Raw genomic sequence first — 20,401 nt, forward strand, 5'->3', positions numbered from 1 at the left:
TACATAATAAGTAAAATTCATATAAACATGTATTTTCTAAATTTCATTTCTAACTATATAATTATATATAGCTCCTATTTGACCTGAATCATTAAAAAACTTACAAGGTCCAATATTCCATTTTTTATATAAATTTTCAATTTTTCCGGTTTCTTTTATAAGCTCTATAGAAAGTCTTTTCATTTCAGATTTCAAATCTTCTATAAAAATAGGTTGATTGCTTATTCCTCCTCCAATAAGAATTTTTTCTGGATCAACTATAAACCCCACATTATAAATACAAATTGCTATTCTTCTTATCCACATTTTATATAATTCTAAAACTTCATCATCCTTATTTTGAATCATATCAAATACGGAAACTCCGTCTAAACTTCTAGAATTCACGCCCTTTTTATTAGCTATTTCTCTGACAAATGATACAGTTGAGCTAGTTTTATTCAAAGTTTTTAGTCTATATTTTTCATGTATATTATCTAGAATCATATATCCAAATTCTCCCGAAAAATAATTATTCCCACTTACTAATCCATTGTTTATATACAAAGCTCCACCTATTCCAGTACCTAATGTAATACATACAAAATTGCTACATTCAGTTGCATTTCCAATCCATTTTTCAGCTAATAATGCACAATTTGCATCATTTTCTACTTCTACTTTTATTTCTAACTCTTTTTCTAAAATATACTTTATATTTACTTTATCTAATATTCGTATAGATCCTCCATCTTGTATGTATCCACTATTAGGATTCACACATCCTGGAACGCTAAGTCCTACTCCCTCTACAGGTCCACATTCATCCATTATTAATTTTATTGATTTTATAAACTTTGACATATCATACTTAGGTGTTCTTATTTTATCTTTCCCTTTTTTTACTTCATTTCCATATTTATCGTAAACTCCATACTTTATAGAAGTTCCTCCAACATCTATTCCTAAATAAGTGTTCAACTGCATCACCTCCTAATTAAAATAATCCTTTTATATAATTAATTTTATCATAATTTTTCCCAATATATGTAATATGATTTTTAAAAAATACTTTTATACTGTATACTGATTGTATAATTATAAATTTATGAAAGGAGTTGTAATTTTATGAAAAATCTCAAATTTAAAAATCAAATTTTACTCTCAACTTATATAATAATTTTATCTTTTTTACTTTTAAATATAAAATCTGTTGCAAATATGTTTCTTCACCTAATTTCTATATCGAAACCTTTTATAATAGGTATAGCAATAGCATTTTTAATAAATATTCCTATGAAGTTTTTTGAAATAAAGTTATAGAACCATATTTAAAAAAGACAAAATTAAAAAATCCAAAAGCTTTAGCAAGAGCATTATCTCTTTTAGTTACTTTACTTATTTTATTTGTATTAGTGAACTCATTTGTAAACTTTGTGATTCCTCAATTAGGTAAAAGTACTTCTAGTTTAATAAGTGCGGTTCCTCAGTATATAGATTCACTAGAATCTTATGTTACAAATTATTTTTCACATATAAATATTCCAGATAGTATTCATGCTAATATCTTATCTGGATTAGATAAAGTTTCAAGTTTTGTAATTAAATTTGCAAACTATTTTATCTCAAATATATTAGGATTTACAGTTGGTATTACATCTGCGATAACTAATTTTGTTATAGGGTTTATAATTGCAATTTATATACTTTTAAGTAAAGAGAAGCTTTTACTTCAATGTAAAAAATTTACCTTCGCTTTTTTAGATGAAAAATATGCAAATAAGTTAGTAGAAATTTCTCATTTAGTAGAATTTAAATTCTCAATTTATAGCTGGACAATGTATGGATGGTGCTATATTAGGTGTTTTATGTTTCATAGGTATGACTATATTTAGTATGCCTTATGCATTGCTTATTAGTACTATAGTAGCAATAGCTGCTTTAATACCTATATTCGGAACATTTATTGGAACTGCCCTTTCGGTTTTTATTATATTTATGGTTAAACCTATAACGGCATTATATTATTTAATAATGATGCTTGTAATTCAGCAAATTGAAGGTAACTTAATATATCCATTTGTTGTGGGTAACTCTATAGGACTATCCTCATTTTGGATATTAGTACCTATATTTGTAGGTTCTTCTATGTTTGGTGTTTTAGGTATTTTAATAGGAGTTCCTCTTTTTAGTGTAATTTACACGCTATTATCTAGATATGTAAATAAAAGAATAAAAGAAAAAAATATTAATCTATAAAAAAAGATGACTAAATGTCATCTTTTTTATGCTGCTAAAATTTCTTTTAATGCATCATATGAGAAATCTATTATTTCTGAACAGCTAACCTTATTTTTCTTTAGGTCTAAGCATATCTCAGTATTGTATTTTTCTCTAACTCTATTCATCAATTCTCTTGAATAAGCTCTAGCATCGTTTGATTGAGAGTTATCTTCTCTACCCTTTATATATCCCAATACTAATACAGCTGCATTTACAGCTCCACATAAACTTCCAACTGTAACGCCTGTTCCCATTCCACTTCCTAGCGCAACTGGAATATCAGTGTTATGTTCTTCATTATATGATTTTATTATAGCCTCTGCACATGTATATCCTTGTTTATGGTATTCTGATGGTTTTATCATTTTATTATCCTCCAATTTTTTATATTATTTAAATAATCTATATTATTATCTTTTTAGCTTAACTTTTCATTAAATAATATTACCCTATTTAAATAATTATATGTGATAATATCACATTAATAGTTTATATCCGAATAATAATTTTACCACATTTTGGATAAGTTGTCTGTTCTAACTATATGAAATTGCTATTTTTGAATATTTTCTAAATCACTTATTATATCTTTTACTATAGGCTCAAAAACTAATTTAAGATTATTTTCTTCATCTTCTGTATTTCCATCACTTAAATTATTTATCCCATTTATCATAGGTAATTCTGCTAATAATTTTAAGTTCATTTCTTCTAGGAATTTATCCGTATTTTCTCCATTAAATAATTTTATTTTTTTATCACAATCAGGACAAGTTATATAACTCATATTTTCAATAACACCTAATATATTAATATCCATTTTTCTAGCCATATTTACAGCTTTTGAAACTATCATGGAAACAAGGTTTTGTGGTACTGAAACCATAACTACTCCGCTTATCGGAATTGAGTTCATTACAGTTAAAGCAACATCTCCTGTCCCTGGAGGCATATCAATTACTAGATAATCAAGTTCTCCCCAAAGAACATCTTTCCAAAATTGTTCAACAACCCCTGAAATCATAGGGCCCCTCCATATAACAGGGTCTGCTTCATTTTCTGTAAGAAAGTTTAATGACATCACTTTAATTCCACAACTTGTCTTAACTGGTAAAATCATATCTTCTGCCATAGTTGCTTTTTTTTCACTAACTCCAAGAAGTCTAGGAATACTAGGTCCTGTTATATCTGCATCTAAAACCCCTACTTTATACCCTAATTGATTCAATTGTTTTGCTATAATAGCCGAAATAGAAGACTTTCCTACTCCTCCTTTTCCACTCATAACCCCGATAACTTTTTTTACGTTATTTAAAGGATTATTTTTAACTCCACAATTATCTTTATCTTTTGTGCACCCATTATTAGATGGACATGTGTTGCATGTTGACATAAATTCATCTCCCTATATTTTATAATTGGCATTTGCTAATTTAATTTTACTTACATTTTCATTTATTGTCAAATGCCAATTATAAAATAATAAAAAACAATATAAATTTTTAAATTACTTATATGTTTTTTTTATTATCAAAATCTATTCTATATTTAATTTTTCTAAAATACTATCCAGATTAATCTTATATTTATTTGATACAGTTTCAATTGTATCAAATAAATTGTTGCACAATAAACATTCTCCTATAATTTTATCATATTGATGAAATACATCTTCTGTTTTAGGATATTTTTCAACTATACTTAATAAGGTCATTTCCTTTGTAATCATTTTTACACTCCTTTTATATCTCCTAATGTTTTTGATATTGAATCTTCTAATCTTGTACATAATCCTGTCCATGTTTTATCTTCCATATTTAAATGTTTATTTCGAACGTTAAATTCAAGTATATTATTTATCATTTTATCTATTTCAATACCCAAATTCTTCTCAAATTCAGGAAGTTCATCTTCAAAAGGTTCAGCAATTTTTCGCATTTTAGGTAAATTTATATATTTAATTTTACCTGATGTGTTTATATATTCTCCAATCCATTCACTAATCCCCGGTATATCGGTAGTTATAACAGTACACCCACTTGCTAAAGCTTCTATAACTACTAAAGGTAACCCTTCAAAAATGATGGGAGCATAAATATATGAGTTTTTCTAAGTATTTCTGCTAATTCATTTTGTTTTACTTTTCCTAAAAACTTTATATCAAATTTACTTTCTTCACTAAGCTTTTTAATAGAATTAAATTCTTTCTCATTACTTCCATCCCCAACTATATTTATATTTATAATATCTTTTTTATAACTTATATAATTTAGTGATTTTATTAAAGACTCCACACCTTTTAATCTGCAAATTTTACCTGCAAAAGTAATATTGATAATATCATTATCTATTTCTTTATCAAAAAATATATTTTCATCATATCCACTTCCAAGAGTATATACTTTATCCTCACTTAGATTAAATATATCTTCAATCTCTTTCTTTTGCTCATTGTGCAACGAAAATATCATATCTAAGTTACATATATTATTTTTTATATAACTACTTTTTAATTCATTGCTTTGAAATTGCTTTAAACATGTTCCATGACAAATTCCTACTACAGGTATATCCTTGATAATTTCCCTTGCAAATGCAGTTATTAAATATAAATGATGACATATTACTAAATCAGGTTTTATATCTTTAATAGCTTCGTCTATCCTTTTTTTAAATGCATCCTTTAATTTTAATACCATATCTTCGCTCATATTTTTATATAAAGTACTATTATATGGCATAACATCACTCATCCCTACAACATTAAAAGGTATCTCTTTTGTATTGTAAGTTACAGGGTAAAATTTTATATCTTCACCAAAACATTCTTTTGGGTCATCAGCATCTATCCCTGCTATTACCCCTTGGTTATATCCCATCTTTTTAAACCCTTTTATCATTCCACTCATGTAAATACCACTACCTGTGCTATTTGGTTTTTGTGTTATTATATGTAGTATTTTCATAGTTCTCCCTTCAATTGTCAGCTAAAATCTATATCTAAATATACACAAGAGGAATCATCATTTACTTTAAATCTTGGAAATTTAGTTGTTGAAAAGTCTTCCAACTCTATATTTCTAAGTCTAGAGTAAATTTCTCCTGCTCCATATTTTTCTACCTCATTTATTAAATTTTCTTCTTCTATTGTTTTATATCTATCACTAATGCATGAAAATCCATCACTTGTAAGCATTATTTTTATATTATCCTTTATATCTATAAATCCATTTATAGCATTATCTATAGCATTTTCATCAAAATCTAATATCCAGTATCCATCTTTTGTATTCTTTTTCAATCTATTGCTTATTATTGTGCTCATCACACTATTTTTTATTTCTTCAAATGTAAGTCTCTCCAAATTAGGCAATTTTTCCATTTCATCATAAACCAATTTATCTAAAACACATAAAGTTCGATCTTTTATTAAATAGTTTTTGTTTCCTAATTTAAAATAAAATGTACAATCTCCAAGTAAAAAATACTCTAGTTTATTATTATAAAATTTTATAACCGCAATAGAACTGGATGGAGTATCTAACCTATCAATATCATTCTTATCAACTTTTTTATAATATTCATCGCTTATGCATTTAACTCCATTAAACATCAATTCTTTTAAAGTCATTTCATTATGTATGTTTTTGTGTAAGTAATTATTCCACCAGTTTACATACCAATTTGCATCGCTTTTGCATGAAATTAGGTTTTTATTATTTAGCCCAGTAGCTCCATCTAAAACCCACGCTCCAAATGGATTAAATCCTATTATATCTTCATTGTATTTTGCACTTCCTTGATAACATAAAGTGTCACAAACCTTTATTTCCATATCATACCCTCCGCGTATGGCATATATATATTACCATATTAATTTTGAAAAACTTGTCGAAAATTATATAAAAATTTCACTTTATATATGTATATACACTAATACCCAAATATCTTACTTTACTTAAGTTTATTCTCCATTAATCGATAAATTTCCTCTATATATTTTTTAGACACTTCTTTACATTCATAACATAGCATATTCATTCAACATCATTTTAGTAAAAATCATTTGTTTAAACGAAAAAGGTACCTCAAAATAAGTACTATAATGTTTACTTTGAGATACCTTATATATTTTTATTTAAAATATTTAACTCCACTTTCAAAAACCTTTTGATCTTTTTCACCTAGTATGTTTTTAACAACTTGCTCTCCAATTCTTTCTGAATGACCCATTTTTCCAAATACTCTTCCATCTAAACTTGTTATACCTTCAACTGCATATGTTGATCCATTTGGATTAAACTCTATATCATAAGTTGCTTTTCCTTCAAAATCTACATACTGAGTTGCAATTTGTCCATTTTGTATTAATTTTCTCATTACATCTTCACTCGCTACAAATCTTCCTTCACCGTGTGAGATTGCTATACTGTGAATATCACCAACTTCTGTATCATACAACCAAGGAGATTTATTAGATGCAATTCTTGTATTAACCATTTTAGCTTGATGTCTTCCTATCTTATTATAAGTTAGAGTTGGGCAGCTTTCATTTATATCTCTTGTTTCTCCATAAGGCACTAATCCTAATTTTATAAGAGCTTGGAACCCATTACATATACCTAACATTAATCCATCCTGATTGTTTAAAAATTCATTTATAGCTTCAGCAATTTTAGGATTTCTAAATACCGTTGCAATAAATTTACCTGATCCATCTGGCTCATCTCCTGCACTGAACCCACCTGGTAACATTATTATTTGAGATGATTTAATTTCTTCTACCATAGTATCTATAGAGCTTTCTATATCTTTATAAGTTAAGTTTTTAAATACTTTAACTGATGTTTTGGCTCCTGCTTTTTCAAATGCTCTTGCTGAATCATATTCACAATTAGTTCCAGGGAAAGCTGGTATAAATACTTTTGGTTTAGCTAAGCTTATAACACTATTTCTTCTTTCTTCATTATTTAAAAAGTTTATAGTTTCTATTTTTTCTTTTATTTCTTCAGTTTTAACAGGGAATATACTTTCTAAAACACCGTTATATTTATCATATAAATAATCTATATCTATGCTTTCATCTTCTATGATTATATTTTTTTCTTCTATAGTGTTTCCTAATATTTTATAGTTGTATCCATCCAACTCTTTCAATAAGTCGTTTACATCTATATCATTTCCTTTTAATTCAAGAATCATATTTCCATAAGATGAATTAAATAACATTGATCATTTATATTATTTTCATTATTAAATTTAAATCCAATCTTATTTCCAAAGCTCATTTTACTTATAGCTTCACTTACCCCTCCATAACCTACTGAATATGCAGAAAGTACTTTTTTATTTTCTATAAGCTCTGTTATTTTTGAAAGATTTTTCTTTAATTCTTCAAAATCTATAACTTTATTTTCCAACACATTTGTTAATAACATTATTACTGTTGACCCTGATTTTTTAAATTCTGGGGATAACACTTGTTTTGCATCCACAGTATCAACAGCAAATGAAACTAGTGTTGGAGGTACATCTATGTCTTTAAAAGTTCCTGACATACTGTCTTTTCCACCTATTGCAGGTATTTGTAATTTATTTTGAGCATAATATGCCCCAAGTAATGCTGAAAATGGTTTCCCCCACTTATATTCACTTATCCCCAGTTTTTCAAAATATTCTTGTAAAGTAAGTCTTATAGTGCTAAAGTTACCCCCAATAGCCACAACTTTACACACAGATTCTACAACTGCATAAAGCGCACCATGGAATGGGCTTTCTTTTCCTATCTTAGGGTTATATCCATATGTCATTATTGTAGATGTATTAGTCTCTCCATTTAAAACAGGTATTTTGGCAACCATACCTTGAGCTGGAGTAGCTTGATACTTACCTCCAAATGGCATCAACACAGTATTTGCTCCTATAGTATTATCAAACTTTTCAACAAGACCTTTTTGTGAGCAAACATTTAAGTCAGTAATATTATTTATAAATTTATCCTTTAATCTACATTCACTACTTATTGCTATTTCTAAATTTTCTTCTGACTTATATAAAGACATTTCTTCAACATTTCTTACTTTTATATTTATTTTGTTTTACTCCATTCGTTTCTATAAAATCTCTAGACATGTCTACTATAGCTGTTCCATTCCAATACATTCTAACTCTTCCGCTATCAGTTACATTTGCAACATGAGTAGCTTCTAAGTTTTCCTCTATAGCCATTTCTATAAACTTATCTATATTTCTTTTTTATTGCTACAGCCATACGCTCTTGAGACTCAGATATAGCTAACTCTGTTCCATCTAATCCGTCATATTTTTTAGGTACTAAATCTAAGTTTATATCTATACTTTCTGCTATTTCTCCAATTGCTACACAAACTCCACCAGCTCCAAAGTCATTACATCTTTTTATCATTTGTGCAACTTCTTTGTTTCTAAAAATCTTTGTATTTTTCTTTCATTTGGTGCATCACCTTTTTGAACTTCTGCACTACATGTTTCTAAAGATTTTTCGCTGTGTTCTTTTGATGATCCTGTAGCTCCTCCGCATCCATCTCTTCCAGTTTTTCCACCTAATAATATTACAGCGTCTCCATTTTGAGGAGTTTCTCTTATTACATTTTCTTTTGGCGCTGCTGCAATTACAGCCCCTATTTCCATTCTTTTAGCTACAAAATTCTCATCATAAATTTCTGCTACTTGACCTGTTGTAAGTCCAATTTGATTTCCATAAGAGCTATACCCATTAGCTGCTTCTGTTGTTATTTTCTTTTGCATTAACTTTCCTGGCAATGTATCTTTTAATGATGTTCTTGGATCTGCACTTCCACTTACTCTCATAGCTTGATAAACATAACTTCTACCTGATAAAGGATCTCTTATAGCTCCTCCTAAACAAGTAGCCGCTCCTCCAAAAGGTTCAATTTCTGTAGGATGGTTGTGTGTTTCATTTTTAAACATTACTAAATATTCTTCTTTTTTACCATCTATATCAACATCAATATTTATACTACAAGCATTTATCTCTTCACTTACATCTAAGTCTTCTAATTTGCCACATTTTCTTAATTCCTTCATAGCAATTGTTGCTATATCCATTAAACAAATATCTCTATCTGTTTTTCCATATACATAATCCCTTGATTGTAAGTACATATCATATGCTTCTTTTACAACATCAGTGTACTTGCCTTCTTCTATAACTACATCCTCTATTTTAGTCATGAATGTAGTATGTCTACAGTGATCTGACCAATAAGTATCTAATACCTTTATTTCAGTTATAGTTGGATTTCTTTTTTCTATATTTTTAAAATACATTTGCACATGCTTTAAATCTTCAAATGTCATAGCAAGTCCTATAGAATCCATGAATTCCATTAAATCTTCATCACTTAAGCTTATAAATTTATCTATAGTTTCTACACTTGTAGGTATTTCAGTTTCTATTTTTAATGTTTCAGGTTTTTCTAAGTCAGCTTCTCTACTATCTACTTGGTTTATGCAATATGATTTTATTTGTTTAAGATCTTCATCTGTTATATCTCCACTGATTATTACTAGCTTTGAAGTATTTATTATAGGTCTTTCACCTTCATTTATAATTTGAATACATTGAGCTGCCCAATCAGCTCTTTGATCATATTGTCCTGGTAAATATTCTATTGCAAATACTTTATCATCTGTACTTATGTTTACTTCCTCTTGATATACATTATCTGTATTAGGCTCAGAGAATATGTTTCTAACTGCTTTTTCATATACAGATTCTTCTATTCCTTCTATATCATATCTATTTAAAAGTCTTAGACTTTTTATTCCATCTATATGTAAACTATCCTCGATTTCACATTTTAGATGTTTTGCTTCTAAGTCAAATCCTTGTTTTTTCTCAACTAATATTCTTTTTACAGTAGATTTCAAACTATTACTAGTAGTCATAGTATACCCCCATAATTTTTTATTTAAGTATATTTATACTAATTTGATAATACTCCAATGTCAGTTCTATAATGCATGCCTTCAAATTTTATCTTTTCTATGTTTTCATAAACTTTTTTACTAGCTTCTTCAAGTGAGTTTCCTTTTGCGCTAATTCCTATAACTCGACCACCATTAGTAACTAATTTATTATTTATTATTTTAGTTCCACTATGGAATATAACTATATCTTCATCCACTTTATCAAGGCCTGTTATAACCTTACCTTTTTCGTAACTTTCAGGATACCCTCCTGATGTTAACATCACACATACTGCATTTTTTTCATCATACTTTATGTGAATTTCATTTAGTCTATTTTCTAAAATAGCTTCTATTATCTCAATTAAATCTGTTTCCAATCTTAAAAGTACTGATTGTGTTTCAGGATCGCCAAATCTAACATTATATTCTAATACTTTTGGTCCATCCTCTGTTATCATTAGTCCTATAAATAAAATACCTTTATAGTTTAAGTTATCATCTTTAAATCCTTTTAATGTCTTATCTAAAACTTCTTTTTTTACTATATGAGATAATTGCTCATCGTATATATTACTTGGAGAGAATGTCCCCATTCCTCCTGTATTAGGTCCTTCTTCATTGTTATAAACTTTTTTATGATCTTTAGCACTTTCCATAGGCACTATAGTATTATTGTCAACAAACGCTAGTATAGATGTCTCTATTCCTTTTAAAAACTCTTCAATAACTATTTTTTCTCCAGCTATACCAAATTTTTTGTCACTCATCATTTCTCTTAAAGCTTTTATACCTTCTTCTTTACCTTTGGCTATTACGACACCTTTACCTGCCGCTAAACCATCTGCTTTTATAACTACCGGATATCCAAATGAATCAATTTCATTTATAGCTTCATCTAAGTCCATGTATTCTTTATATTTTGCAGTTGGAATATCATGTTTGATCATAAACTCTTTTGAAAAAGCTTTACTACCTTCTAACATTGAGCACTTTTTATTAGGTCCAAATATCCTTAAGTTTTCTTTTTCAAACTTATCTACTATTCCATCTACTAATGGAACTTCTGGTCCAACTATAGTTAAATCAATTTTATTTTCTTTAGCAAATTTATATAAATTATCAATATCATTATCTTTTATACTTAAACACTGAGAGATTTCACTTATTCCTGCATTACCAGGAGCACAGTAAATTTCCTCAACTTTTTTTCCTTTTAACAAACTATAGCAAATCGCATGCTCTCTTCCACCTGATCCTACAACTAAAACCTTCATGTATTTACCTCCTAGTGTTTAAAGTGTCTTATTCCTGTAAACACCATAACCATATCATTTTCATTACAAGCATCTATTGAATCTTGGTCCTTTATAGATCCTCCAGGCTGAACTATAGATTTTATTTTATAATCATTAGCTAACTTCACACAGTCATCAAATGGGAAAAATGCATCTGATGCTAACACTGCTCCTTCAAAGTTTTTATCTTGATTATTTTCTAAAGCATTTTTTAATGCCCATATTCTTGAAGTTTGACCGCATCCAAGAGCTAGCGTCTGTCCATCTTTTACTATAGCTATTGCATTAGACTTCATGTTTTTAACTATCTTCATTCCAAATTCCATATCTTTTAATATTTGTTCATCTGCTATCTCATTTGTAACACAATTATATTCATTAGCTAATTTTTCGTCTCTATCCTGAACTAGTAATTTGCCATCTAAGTATTTAAGGTCAAATCCTTGAAGACTATTTTCTATATTTGATAATTTTAATACTCTTAAGTTTTTCTTTTGAGTTAAAACTTCAAGTGCTTCTTTTGTGAAATCATAAGCTACCACTATTTCTAAAAATATTTCATTTAATTTTTTAGCAGTTTCTACATCTACTACAGATGTAAATCCTACAATTCCCCCAAATATAGATACTTTATCTGCCTCATAACACTTTGTGTAAGCCTCAAAGCTATTTTTAGCTACTGCTACTCCACATGGATTTGTATGCTTTATAGCTACGCAAGCTACTTGTTCACTGTCTTTAAACTCTCTCATTATTTCTAAACATCCATGTAGGTCATTTATGTTATTAAAAGAAAGTTCTTTACCATTAACTGTTCATAATTTAATATTGGATTTTTGCATTAGACTGTTTATATAATACTGCTCCTTGATGAGGATTTTCCCCGTATCTTAGAGTATCTTCTTTTTGGAATGTCATTGTTAGACTTTCAGGGAACTTATCTTCTAATTGCTCTCTGAAATAGTTTGATATTAATGCATCATATCTAGCAGTTGTTGAAAATGCTTTATATGCTAGTTTTTTTCTATCTTCTAATGATACTTCTCCAGCTTTTAAGCTTTCTATTATAGAATCGTAGTCTTTTGTATCAACTACTATTAAAACATCTTTATAATTTTTAGCTGCTGAACGTATCATAGATGGTCCACCTATATCTATATTCTCTATCATTACATCATGAGGTTTGTTATCTTTTAAATTTCCTTCAAATCATATAAATTTACTACTACTAAATCTATTGCTCCTATTTTATGCTCATTAACTGTGTTAACATGTTTTTCATTATCTCTTTTGTATAATATTCCTCCATGGATATATGGATTTAATGTTTTAACTCTTCCATCTAATATCTCAGGAAAGTTTGTAACTTCATCTATTTGTATAACTTTTAATCCTTCTTCTTTCAGAGTTTTAAATGTATTTCCTGTTGATATTACTTCATATCCTAATTCATTTAAGCTTCTTGCAAACTCTACTACACCACTTTTATCTGTTACACTTATTAATGCTCTTTTAGTCATTTACAATTACTCCCCTTCCATTTACAGTTAACTTATTATCACAATATAGTCTTACACTTTCTTTAAGTATCTCGTGCTCCACTGTTAGTACCCTCTCAGCTAAACTCTGTGGGGTATCATCAACCTTAACCTCTACACTTTTTTGCATTATTATTGGACCTGTATCTGCTCCTTCATCTACAAAATGCACAGTAGCTCCACTTAACTTTGCACCATAACTTATTACAGATTCATGAACTTTCTTCCCATAATATCCTTCTCCACAAAATGCAGGTATTAATGATGGATGTATATTTATTATTTTATTTCTGAAAGCTTCTACAAATTTAGGGCTTATAATTTTTAAATACCCTGCTAAAACAACTAAATCAATATTTTCTTTATTTAGTAAATCTATTATTTTTTCATCTTCTTTTTCTACAAAAGTTTTGATATTGTGTTTTGTTGCTCTTTCTAATCCATAAACATTATCCTTATTAGAGATAACTAATTTAACCATTCCATTTATATATCCACTTTCACATCCATCTATAATACTTTGTAAATTGCTTCCTCCTCCAGATATTAAAACAGCAATGTTTAGCATAGCTTTACTCCTTCATGGGTATCTACAACTTTTCCAATTATATATGCTTGTTTTTCACTTTCATTTAAATAGCTAACTATTTCCTCTGCTTTATCTGAATCTACTACTATTGCAAGTCCTATACCCATATTGAAACTTTTATGAAGCTCAACTTCATCTATCGCATTAAACTTTTCTATCATTTTAAATATAGCTGGTTTTCCCAAGAATTTTTTTCTATATCTATACCTAATCCATTTGGTATAACTCTAGGGATATTTTCTATAACACCTCCACCTGTTATGTGTGCTATAGCTTTTAACTCATATTTTTTTATTAAATCCATAACAAGTTTCACGTATATCTTTGTCGGAATAAGAAGAGCCTCTCCTAAAGTCATTTCTAATTCTTCTATATAATCAGTTAGTTCATACTTATATTCTTCTAGAAATATTTTTCTTATAAATGAATATCCATTACTGTGTATTCCGCTTGATGATATTCCTATTAATGTATCTCCAGAGTTAACATCTTGACCACTTATTATTTTAGATTTATCTGCTATCCCTACTGAAAAACCTGCTAAATCATAATCATCTTCTGAATACATACCAGGCATCTCGGCTGTCTCTCCTCCGATAAGAGCACATTCTGCCTTCTTACATCCTTCCACTATTCCAGATACTATATCATCTATTTTCTCAGGAATTAATTTTCCAGTAGCTATATAATCTAAGAAAAACAATGGCTTAGCTCCTTGGCATATAAGATCATTGACACACATTGCTACTAAATCTATACCTACAGTATTATGAATATCCATCATTTGAGCTAGTTTTAATTTTGTTCCAACTCCATCTGTAGAAGATAGCAATACAGGTTCATCCATATTTATAAAATCTTTTAAACTATATAACCCACTAAAGTTTCCTAAATCTCCTATAACATTTTTATCATATGTTCCTTTTATCTTATCTTTTATAAGATTTACAGCTCTGTTTCCTTCATCTATATCTACACCTGAAGCTCTATATGTTAACATGATATTAGTTCCCCCTCATCAATTTTTTTAACAGGATATTTTCCATCAAAACATGCTTTGCAGAAAGTCGTTTTATCTTCCGCTGCTTCTAAAGTTCCTTCTATGCTTAAAAACTTTAATGTATCACAACCTATATAATCTCTTATCTGATCCAAGTTATTTTTAGATGCTATTAAATTAGATCTATGCGGAGTATCTATACCGTAGTAACATGAATGTGTTACTTGTGGTGAAGTTATTCTTAAATGAATTTCTTTTGCTCCTGCATCTTTTAATGATTTAACAATTTGCTTAGATGTTGTCCCTCTTACTACAGAGTCATCTACTAAAACTATTGATTTACCTTTTACTACATTGCTTAAAGGATTTAACTTTATTTTAACTCCTATTTCTCGTTCTTTTTGAGTAGGCTTTATGAATGTTCTTCCAACATATCTATTTTTTACTAATCCTTCTGTAAGTTTAACTCTACTAGCATTTGAATATCCTATTGCTCCAGCCCATCCTGAGTCTGGAACAGGTACTACTATATCAACTTTTATTTTTTCGTCTTTAGCTAAAATTTCTCCACATTTAACTCTAAACTCATATACGTTTACATTATCTATAGTTGCATCATTTCTTGCAAAGTATATATGTTCAAATATGCAACTTGATTTAACAGGCTTATAATTTTCTCTATAATGATAAGAAGTTAATTTATTGTCTTTTATAACTACTATCTCTCCAGGTTCAATATCTCTAATAACTTCTCCACCTAAAATATTTATTGCACAGTCTTCTGATGCTACTATATACATATCATCTTTTTTTCCTAATAATAATGGTCTAAACCCATGAGGATCTCTAACTGCTACAAGTTCATTTTCACTACTTGATACAACTAATGAATATGCACCTTTTATATAGTCCATTGTTATTTTTAAACTTTCAACTATATCACCTTTATAGTATCTAGCTAATATACAAAGGATAGCTTCTGTGTCCGAATCTGATTGAAGCATATAGCCTTCTTCTTCTAACATATTTCTTAGATAATTTGCATTAACAAGATTTCCATTGTGAGCTATTGATAACTGTCTTTTTCTACATCTTCCTACAAGTGGCTGGCAATTGTCTAAACTGCTGCCTCCTGCAGTTGAGTATCTGACGTGTCCTATTCCTATATTTCCTTTTAGCTTTTCTAACTCACTAGATTTAAAAACATCACCCACAAGACCCATGTCTTTTTTATGGTTTATTTGACCATCATTTAAAACAGATATTCCACAGCTCTCTTGACCTCTATGTTGTATCGAGTATAACGCATAATACAATTCTTTAGATATATCTCTATCTGAGTATATTCCTACTACACCGCACATTTAAATATCCCCCTGATTAATTTTCTATCCTAGCCAAAACCTCTGTATACCCTTCAACCAAATCACCTAAATCTCTTCTAAATCTATCTTTATCAAATTTTTCATTTGTATCTACATCCCATAATCTACAAGTATCTGGTGATATTTCATCTGCCAGTATTATATTTCCATTTTCATCTTTCCCAAACTCTAATTTAAAATCTACTAACTTAAAGTTTAACTTTAAGAAAAATTTCTTCATTATTTCATTTATTTTTAAAGTTTCTTGTTTTAAAAATGCTATTTCCTCTCTAGTTGCAAGTTTCATAGCAACTGCATGATCATCATTTAGCATCGGATCTCCATAATCATCATTTTTGTAAGATAGTTCAAATATAGGTTCATCTAGTGCAATACCTTCTTCTATTCCATATCTCTTACAAAATGATCCAGCAGTTATATTTCTTACAATTACTTCAAGTGGTAATATTTCAACCTTTTTAACTATCATTTCTCTATCTGATACACCTTTTATGAAATGTGTACTTATACCTTCTTTTTCTAACATCTCAAACATAACTGTACAAATCTTGTTATTTAAAATTCCTTTTGAGTTTATTGAAGCTTTCTTTTCTCCATTAAAAGCTGTTGCATCATCTTTATAATAAACTAAATACTCATTTTCATTTTCTGTACTAAATATTTGTTTTGCTTTTCCTTCGTATAATAACATTTTAATTACCCCCTTAAGTTTTTATCATCATCTAATACTTTTTGTTCCATTTGTTCTCTATAACTTTTCAATTGTTCTTTTATATTTGGATATTTTATACTCATTATTTGTGCTGCCATTAATGCTGCATTTATTCCTGAATCTATAGTTACAGTAGCTACTGGTATACCTTGTGGCATTTGAACTATTGAAAGAAGAGAATCTAACCCATCCATTGTAGATGATTTTATTGGTAATCCTACTACAGGTATTAAAGTATGTGATGCTATTACTCCTGGTAAATGTGCCGCTTTTCCTGCAGCTGCTATTATTACATCTGTATCATTTTCAATTTCATTTAAAAAAGTTGTTAATTGCTTAGGTGTTCTATGTGCTGATAGTGCTCTTGCTACAACTTTTATTCCGAACATTTCTAAAAGCTCTATTCCTTTTTCTAACTTTGGATAATCTGACTTTGAACCCATAACTACTGCTACTTTCATCATAATCCTCCCTATTTTTACGTATATATATTTTTTTGTTTTTTTGAATATACGTTATATATAACGAACTTTATATTTAAATAATATACTATTATACGTATATTATCAACCTTATTTTTAATTTTGTTCGTATTTTTATTTAAAGCTCAAAAAAGGAGCAATCTATTTCTAGATTGCTCCTTTTTTGTATAATTTAATTATCCAAAATACTTATTTAATTTTTTAGTTACATCAAACCCTAAATCAGCGCCTATTATTAATCCAAATACAATAGCATAAACTAAATCAATAAACCAAAATATTATAGATTTCTTTTTAATACTATCCAAAATATCACTTCCTATTAAGTTTATAGTTTAATTGTACTACTATTAATTCAACACTTCTACTCATTCATTATATCTTTTATTTTACCTGTATTAGCATTAACCTCAAACCATCCACTTGTAGCAATATGACTTTCTTCTTCATTTGTAATAACATCATATGCATGTATTGTATATATATCTTTATATTTGCTATCAACTTCTACAAAATTAGGTATATACATATTTTTTCTTTCATATATTTTTTAACTAAATCAATAGCTTCTTTTTCTGTTAACTTTTCAGTTTTACTTTCTTTGTTTTCATATACTACTTCTTTTGCACTTTTTTCAACTGAATTTAAGTTTTTATCTGAAGTACTAGCATATCCAATTATTAAAAAACCTGATATAAATATACTAGTTATCAAAACTCCATATAGTTTCATCTTTAGCCCTCCATCTTACAAAATTTACTATCTAATATGATTTACATATTTATGAATTTCATTCAAAATTCTATCAATTTGTAAAATTACAACTTTATATGAAAAATAATTATTTTGTTTTAAGCTAAATTAAAGTGGTATTTATTTACTATAATTAAAAATAAATTTTATACTTAGGAGATGAATTAAAGATGAAATCTTTAAAAGGAACTAAAACTGCACAAAATTTAATGAATGCTTTTGCTGGAGAATCTCAAGCAAAAAATAAATATCAATTTTACGCTAAAATAGCTAGAAAAGAAGGATATATTCAAATAGGTGATATATTTGATGAAACTGCTCATAACGAAGAAATGCATGCTAAGATATTCTTTAGATATTTATTAAATGATTTTACTGGAAATGATGTTCAAGTAACAGGTTCTTATGGTGTTGGAATGGGTTCTACTTTAGAAAATCTAAAAGGTGCTGCAAAAGGTGAAGATGAAGAAGATACAATGTATTTAAAATTTGCTGAAGAAGCTAGAGAAGAAGGTTTTGAAGAGATAGCCTCTTCATTTACGCATATACATTCAATTGAGGCTCATCATAGAGATAGATTCTTAAGATTAGCTAAAAATATAGAAGAAAATATAGTATTTGAAAAACCAGAAGTTCATGAGTGGGTATGTACAGTATGCGGATATGTTCATGTAGGAACTGAAGCTCCACAAGTATGTCCAGCATGTAAACATCCTCAAGGATATTATGAAATAAAAGCTGATAACTTCTAAAATCTAAAGCTAAGTATAAAAAAGGGTTAAGTACATATAGTTGTATATGTATTTAACCTTTTTTTATATTTAAAATAAAAATGCTGAAATCAATTTTAAAATTAATCTCAGCATTTAATTTATCCGATCATTTTAATTATATTTTATAATAATACAAACTTTAGTATAAACATTATTGATAAGAATATTAGTGATATATTAACTTCTTTTCTCTTTCCTGTAGATAATTTTAATATTGTAAATGATATTATTCCGAATATAATACCATCTGCTATACTATAAGCTAAAGGCATCATTGCAAATGTTAAAAATGCTGGTATTGCATTTGTAAAGTCACTAAAATCTATTTCAAGTAATGAACTTGCCATCATAACTCCAACCAATATAAGTACTGGTGCTGTAGCTTGTGGTGGTATTGATGTAAATATTGGAGCAAAGAATAACGATAGTAAGAATAATATTCCTGTCGTTACTGCTGTTAATCCAGTTCTTCCACCTTCTCCTATCCCCGCTGCACTCTCAACATAAGCTGTAACTGTCGATGTTCCAAGTAAAGATCCTGTAGTAGTTGCTATTGCATCTGCAAATAGTGCTTGTTTAGCTTTTGGTAATTTCCCATTTTCATCTAACATGTTACCTTTTGATGCTACTCCAACTAAACAACCTACTGTATCAAATAGATCAACAAATAAAAATGTAAATACTACTACTAACATGTCTAAACTAAATATTTGATTCATTGGAACTGAAAATGCTTGTAAAAATACTGGCTTTAATGATGGAACTGATGAAACTAAAGCGTTTGGTAATTGTACTAATCCCGCTACAATCCCTATAGCTGTAGTTACTACCATAGCCAATAAGAAAGTTCCTTTAACATTTTTAGAAAGTAATACTGCTGCTATTACTAGTCCTAATATAGCTAGTAATACTGTTGGACTTTGCATATTTCCAAGCTGCAATATAGCTCCTCCACCTTCTACCACACCTGCATTTACTAATCCTATAAAAGCTATGAATAATCCTATCCCTGCTGTAACTGCATGTTTTAAAACTCCAGGTATACAATCTATGATCTTTTCTCTTACATTAGTTACTGTTAATAATATAAATATTACTCCCTCTATTAAAACTGCACATAATGCAAATTGCCAACTATATCCCATTTGTAAAACTACTGTGTATGCAAAGAATGCATTAAGTCCCATACCTGGTGCTAAAGCAATTGGATAATTTGCTAAAAATCCCATTATACAACTTCCTATAAATGCTGCTATTGCAGTTGCTGCAAATACAGCATCTTTATCCATACCAGCATCTCCTAATATACTAGGATTTACAACTAGTATATATGCCATCGTCATAAATGTTGTCATTCCTGCTATAACTTCTGTTTTTACGTTCGTGTTATTTTCTGTTAGTTTGAAAACTCTATCTAACATAGATTTCTTATTATTTGAAGTTTGCGCTGCTTGCATATCCTTCCTCCTTATTTTATAAAATATAATTATAATTTCGTTCGTCTTTTAACTTACCTTACATATTAATTATATAATATAGTTCGGTTTTAATCAATAGAAATAACGAATATTTTTATATTTTATATATTTTTTATTCGTTTTATTCTTTTGTATTTTTAAACAAATATAAACTTTTTAA

18 protein-coding genes and 4 pseudogenes are annotated in these 20,401 nt (G+C 28.4%); 3 read left to right on the forward strand and 19 right to left on the reverse strand.

What is annotated here, in order from left to right:
• Positions 1-36: 36 nt before the first annotated feature.
• On the reverse strand, positions 37-960 hold the full coding sequence (locus LEQ07_RS13905; protein WP_046823299.1) for an ROK family protein: 924 nt from the start codon (positions 958-960) through the stop codon (positions 37-39).
• A 338-nt stretch (positions 961-1,298) separates the two neighbouring features.
• On the opposite strand from LEQ07_RS13905, the gene LEQ07_RS13910 reads away from it, so the two are divergent.
• Together LEQ07_RS13910 and LEQ07_RS13915 are read left to right on the forward strand one after the other, a co-directional pair.
• Positions 1,299-1,874 (forward strand): AI-2E family transporter, encoded by a 576-nt coding sequence (locus LEQ07_RS13910; protein WP_263331155.1) that lies wholly within the window; start codon positions 1,299-1,301, stop codon positions 1,872-1,874.
• On the forward strand, positions 1,822-2,238 hold the full coding sequence (locus LEQ07_RS13915) for an AI-2E family transporter (protein WP_263331144.1): 417 nt from the start codon (positions 1,822-1,824) through the stop codon (positions 2,236-2,238). Before LEQ07_RS13910 ends, LEQ07_RS13915 begins: the two co-directional genes overlap by 53 nt.
• A gap of 26 nt (positions 2,239-2,264) precedes the next feature.
• Here the strand turns inward: LEQ07_RS13915 and LEQ07_RS13920 are convergent, their stop codons facing one another.
• From LEQ07_RS13920 to LEQ07_RS14000, 17 genes and pseudogenes are all read right to left on the reverse strand, one after another.
• Positions 2,265-2,627 carry a C-GCAxxG-C-C family (seleno)protein gene (locus LEQ07_RS13920; RefSeq protein WP_046823301.1) on the reverse strand — a complete coding sequence of 121 codons (363 nt, stop codon included), beginning with the start codon at positions 2,625-2,627 and terminating at the stop codon, positions 2,265-2,267.
• Positions 2,628-2,815: 188 nt separating this feature from the next.
• Entirely contained in the window at positions 2,816-3,655 is an 840-nt protein-coding gene (locus LEQ07_RS13925) for an Mrp/NBP35 family ATP-binding protein (protein ID WP_263331145.1), read from the reverse strand.
• Between the two features lie 144 nt (positions 3,656-3,799).
• Positions 3,800-3,991: a hypothetical protein gene (locus LEQ07_RS13930; protein WP_046823303.1), complete on the reverse strand. Its 192-nt coding sequence runs from the start codon at positions 3,989-3,991 to the stop codon at positions 3,800-3,802.
• A 2-nt stretch (positions 3,992-3,993) separates the two neighbouring features.
• A complete protein-coding gene (locus tag LEQ07_RS13935; RefSeq protein ID WP_263331146.1) occupies positions 3,994-4,200 on the reverse strand; it encodes a hypothetical protein in 207 nt (68 codons plus the stop codon).
• A 99-nt stretch (positions 4,201-4,299) separates the two neighbouring features.
• Positions 4,300-5,228 (reverse strand): annotated as a pseudogene (locus tag LEQ07_RS13940) (glycosyltransferase family 4 protein); the annotation flags it as partial.
• A gap of 17 nt (positions 5,229-5,245) precedes the next feature.
• Positions 5,246-6,097 carry a hypothetical protein gene (locus LEQ07_RS13945; protein ID WP_046823305.1) on the reverse strand — a complete coding sequence of 284 codons (852 nt, stop codon included), beginning with the start codon at positions 6,095-6,097 and terminating at the stop codon, positions 5,246-5,248.
• A 299-nt stretch (positions 6,098-6,396) separates the two neighbouring features.
• A pseudogene (locus LEQ07_RS22625) lies at positions 6,397-10,212 on the reverse strand (phosphoribosylformylglycinamidine synthase).
• A 38-nt stretch (positions 10,213-10,250) separates the two neighbouring features.
• A complete protein-coding gene (purD, locus tag LEQ07_RS13955; RefSeq protein ID WP_263331148.1) occupies positions 10,251-11,510 on the reverse strand; it encodes a phosphoribosylamine--glycine ligase in 1,260 nt (419 codons plus the stop codon).
• A gap of 11 nt (positions 11,511-11,521) precedes the next feature.
• A pseudogene (gene purH / locus LEQ07_RS23100) lies at positions 11,522-13,051 on the reverse strand (bifunctional phosphoribosylaminoimidazolecarboxamide formyltransferase/IMP cyclohydrolase).
• A complete protein-coding gene (purN, locus tag LEQ07_RS13965; RefSeq protein WP_263331149.1) occupies positions 13,044-13,637 on the reverse strand; it encodes a phosphoribosylglycinamide formyltransferase in 594 nt (197 codons plus the stop codon). The pseudogene purH and the gene purN overlap by 8 nt, the downstream one beginning before the upstream one ends.
• A pseudogene (gene purM / locus LEQ07_RS13970) lies at positions 13,631-14,658 on the reverse strand (phosphoribosylformylglycinamidine cyclo-ligase). The gene purN and the pseudogene purM overlap by 7 nt, the downstream one beginning before the upstream one ends.
• Entirely contained in the window at positions 14,652-16,022 is a 1,371-nt protein-coding gene (gene purF, locus LEQ07_RS13975) for an amidophosphoribosyltransferase (RefSeq protein ID WP_263331150.1), read from the reverse strand. Before purF ends, purM begins: the two are co-directional and overlap by 7 nt.
• A 16-nt stretch (positions 16,023-16,038) precedes the next feature.
• Positions 16,039-16,734 (reverse strand): phosphoribosylaminoimidazolesuccinocarboxamide synthase, encoded by a 696-nt coding sequence (gene purC / locus LEQ07_RS13980; RefSeq protein ID WP_084822086.1) that lies wholly within the window; start codon positions 16,732-16,734, stop codon positions 16,039-16,041.
• Between the two features lie 5 nt (positions 16,735-16,739).
• Positions 16,740-17,216, reverse strand: coding sequence for a 5-(carboxyamino)imidazole ribonucleotide mutase (gene purE, locus LEQ07_RS13985; protein WP_195947086.1), 477 nt, complete (start codon positions 17,214-17,216; stop codon positions 16,740-16,742).
• Between the two features lie 197 nt (positions 17,217-17,413).
• Positions 17,414-17,545 (reverse strand): hypothetical protein, encoded by a 132-nt coding sequence (locus LEQ07_RS13990; protein ID WP_021431614.1) that lies wholly within the window; start codon positions 17,543-17,545, stop codon positions 17,414-17,416.
• Positions 17,546-17,601: 56 nt separating this feature from the next.
• On the reverse strand, positions 17,602-17,766 hold the full coding sequence (locus tag LEQ07_RS13995; protein ID WP_263331151.1) for a hypothetical protein: 165 nt from the start codon (positions 17,764-17,766) through the stop codon (positions 17,602-17,604).
• A complete protein-coding gene (locus LEQ07_RS14000; protein WP_263331152.1) occupies positions 17,745-17,969 on the reverse strand; it encodes a hypothetical protein in 225 nt (74 codons plus the stop codon). Before LEQ07_RS14000 ends, LEQ07_RS13995 begins: the two co-directional genes overlap by 22 nt.
• Positions 17,970-18,160: 191 nt before the next feature.
• On the opposite strand from LEQ07_RS14000, the gene rbr reads away from it, so the two are divergent.
• A complete protein-coding gene (gene rbr / locus LEQ07_RS14005) occupies positions 18,161-18,742 on the forward strand; it encodes a rubrerythrin (RefSeq protein WP_263331153.1) in 582 nt (193 codons plus the stop codon).
• Between the two features lie 143 nt (positions 18,743-18,885).
• Here rbr and LEQ07_RS14010 read toward each other — a convergent pair whose 3' ends face one another.
• On the reverse strand, positions 18,886-20,220 hold the full coding sequence (locus LEQ07_RS14010) for an NCS2 family permease (protein ID WP_084822090.1): 1,335 nt from the start codon (positions 20,218-20,220) through the stop codon (positions 18,886-18,888).
• Positions 20,221-20,401: the final 181 nt, after the last annotated feature.

It is taken from the genome of Paraclostridium sp. AKS73, from assembly GCF_025671395.1.
Classification (GTDB): Bacteria; Bacillota; Clostridia; order Peptostreptococcales; family Peptostreptococcaceae; genus Paraclostridium; species Paraclostridium benzoelyticum.

Excerpts from the sequence above, each read along its gene's own strand:
- purE (WP_195947086.1), bottom strand. The coding sequence starts at position 17,216 with ATGAAAGTAGCAGTAGTTATGGGTTCAAAGTCAGATTATCCAAAGTTA.
- LEQ07_RS13930 (WP_046823303.1), bottom strand. The coding sequence starts at position 3,991 with ATGATTACAAAGGAAATGACCTTATTAAGTATAGTTGAAAAATATCCT.
- purC (WP_084822086.1), bottom strand. The coding sequence starts at position 16,734 with ATGTTATTATACGAAGGAAAAGCAAAACAAATATTTAGTACAGAAAAT.
- LEQ07_RS14010 (WP_084822090.1), bottom strand. The coding sequence starts at position 20,220 with ATGCAAGCAGCGCAAACTTCAAATAATAAGAAATCTATGTTAGATAGA.
- LEQ07_RS13925 (WP_263331145.1), bottom strand. The coding sequence starts at position 3,655 with ATGTCAACATGCAACACATGTCCATCTAATAATGGGTGCACAAAAGAT.
- LEQ07_RS13915 (WP_263331144.1), top strand. The coding sequence starts at position 1,822 with ATGGATGGTGCTATATTAGGTGTTTTATGTTTCATAGGTATGACTATA.
- purD (WP_263331148.1), bottom strand. The coding sequence starts at position 11,510 with ATGAAGGTTTTAGTTGTAGGATCAGGTGGAAGAGAGCATGCGATTTGC.
- purF (WP_263331150.1), bottom strand. The coding sequence starts at position 16,022 with ATGTGCGGTGTAGTAGGAATATACTCAGATAGAGATATATCTAAAGAA.
- LEQ07_RS13945 (WP_046823305.1), bottom strand. The coding sequence starts at position 6,097 with ATGGAAATAAAGGTTTGTGACACTTTATGTTATCAAGGAAGTGCAAAA.
- rbr (WP_263331153.1), top strand. The coding sequence starts at position 18,161 with ATGAAATCTTTAAAAGGAACTAAAACTGCACAAAATTTAATGAATGCT.
- LEQ07_RS13935 (WP_263331146.1), bottom strand. The coding sequence starts at position 4,200 with ATGCGAAAAATTGCTGAACCTTTTGAAGATGAACTTCCTGAATTTGAG.
- LEQ07_RS13920 (WP_046823301.1), bottom strand. The coding sequence starts at position 2,627 with ATGATAAAACCATCAGAATACCATAAACAAGGATATACATGTGCAGAG.
- purN (WP_263331149.1), bottom strand. The coding sequence starts at position 13,637 with ATGCTAAACATTGCTGTTTTAATATCTGGAGGAGGAAGCAATTTACAA.
- LEQ07_RS13995 (WP_263331151.1), bottom strand. The coding sequence starts at position 17,766 with ATGTATATACCTAATTTTGTAGAAGTTGATAGCAAATATAAAGATATA.
- LEQ07_RS14000 (WP_263331152.1), bottom strand. The coding sequence starts at position 17,969 with ATGAAACTATATGGAGTTTTGATAACTAGTATATTTATATCAGGTTTT.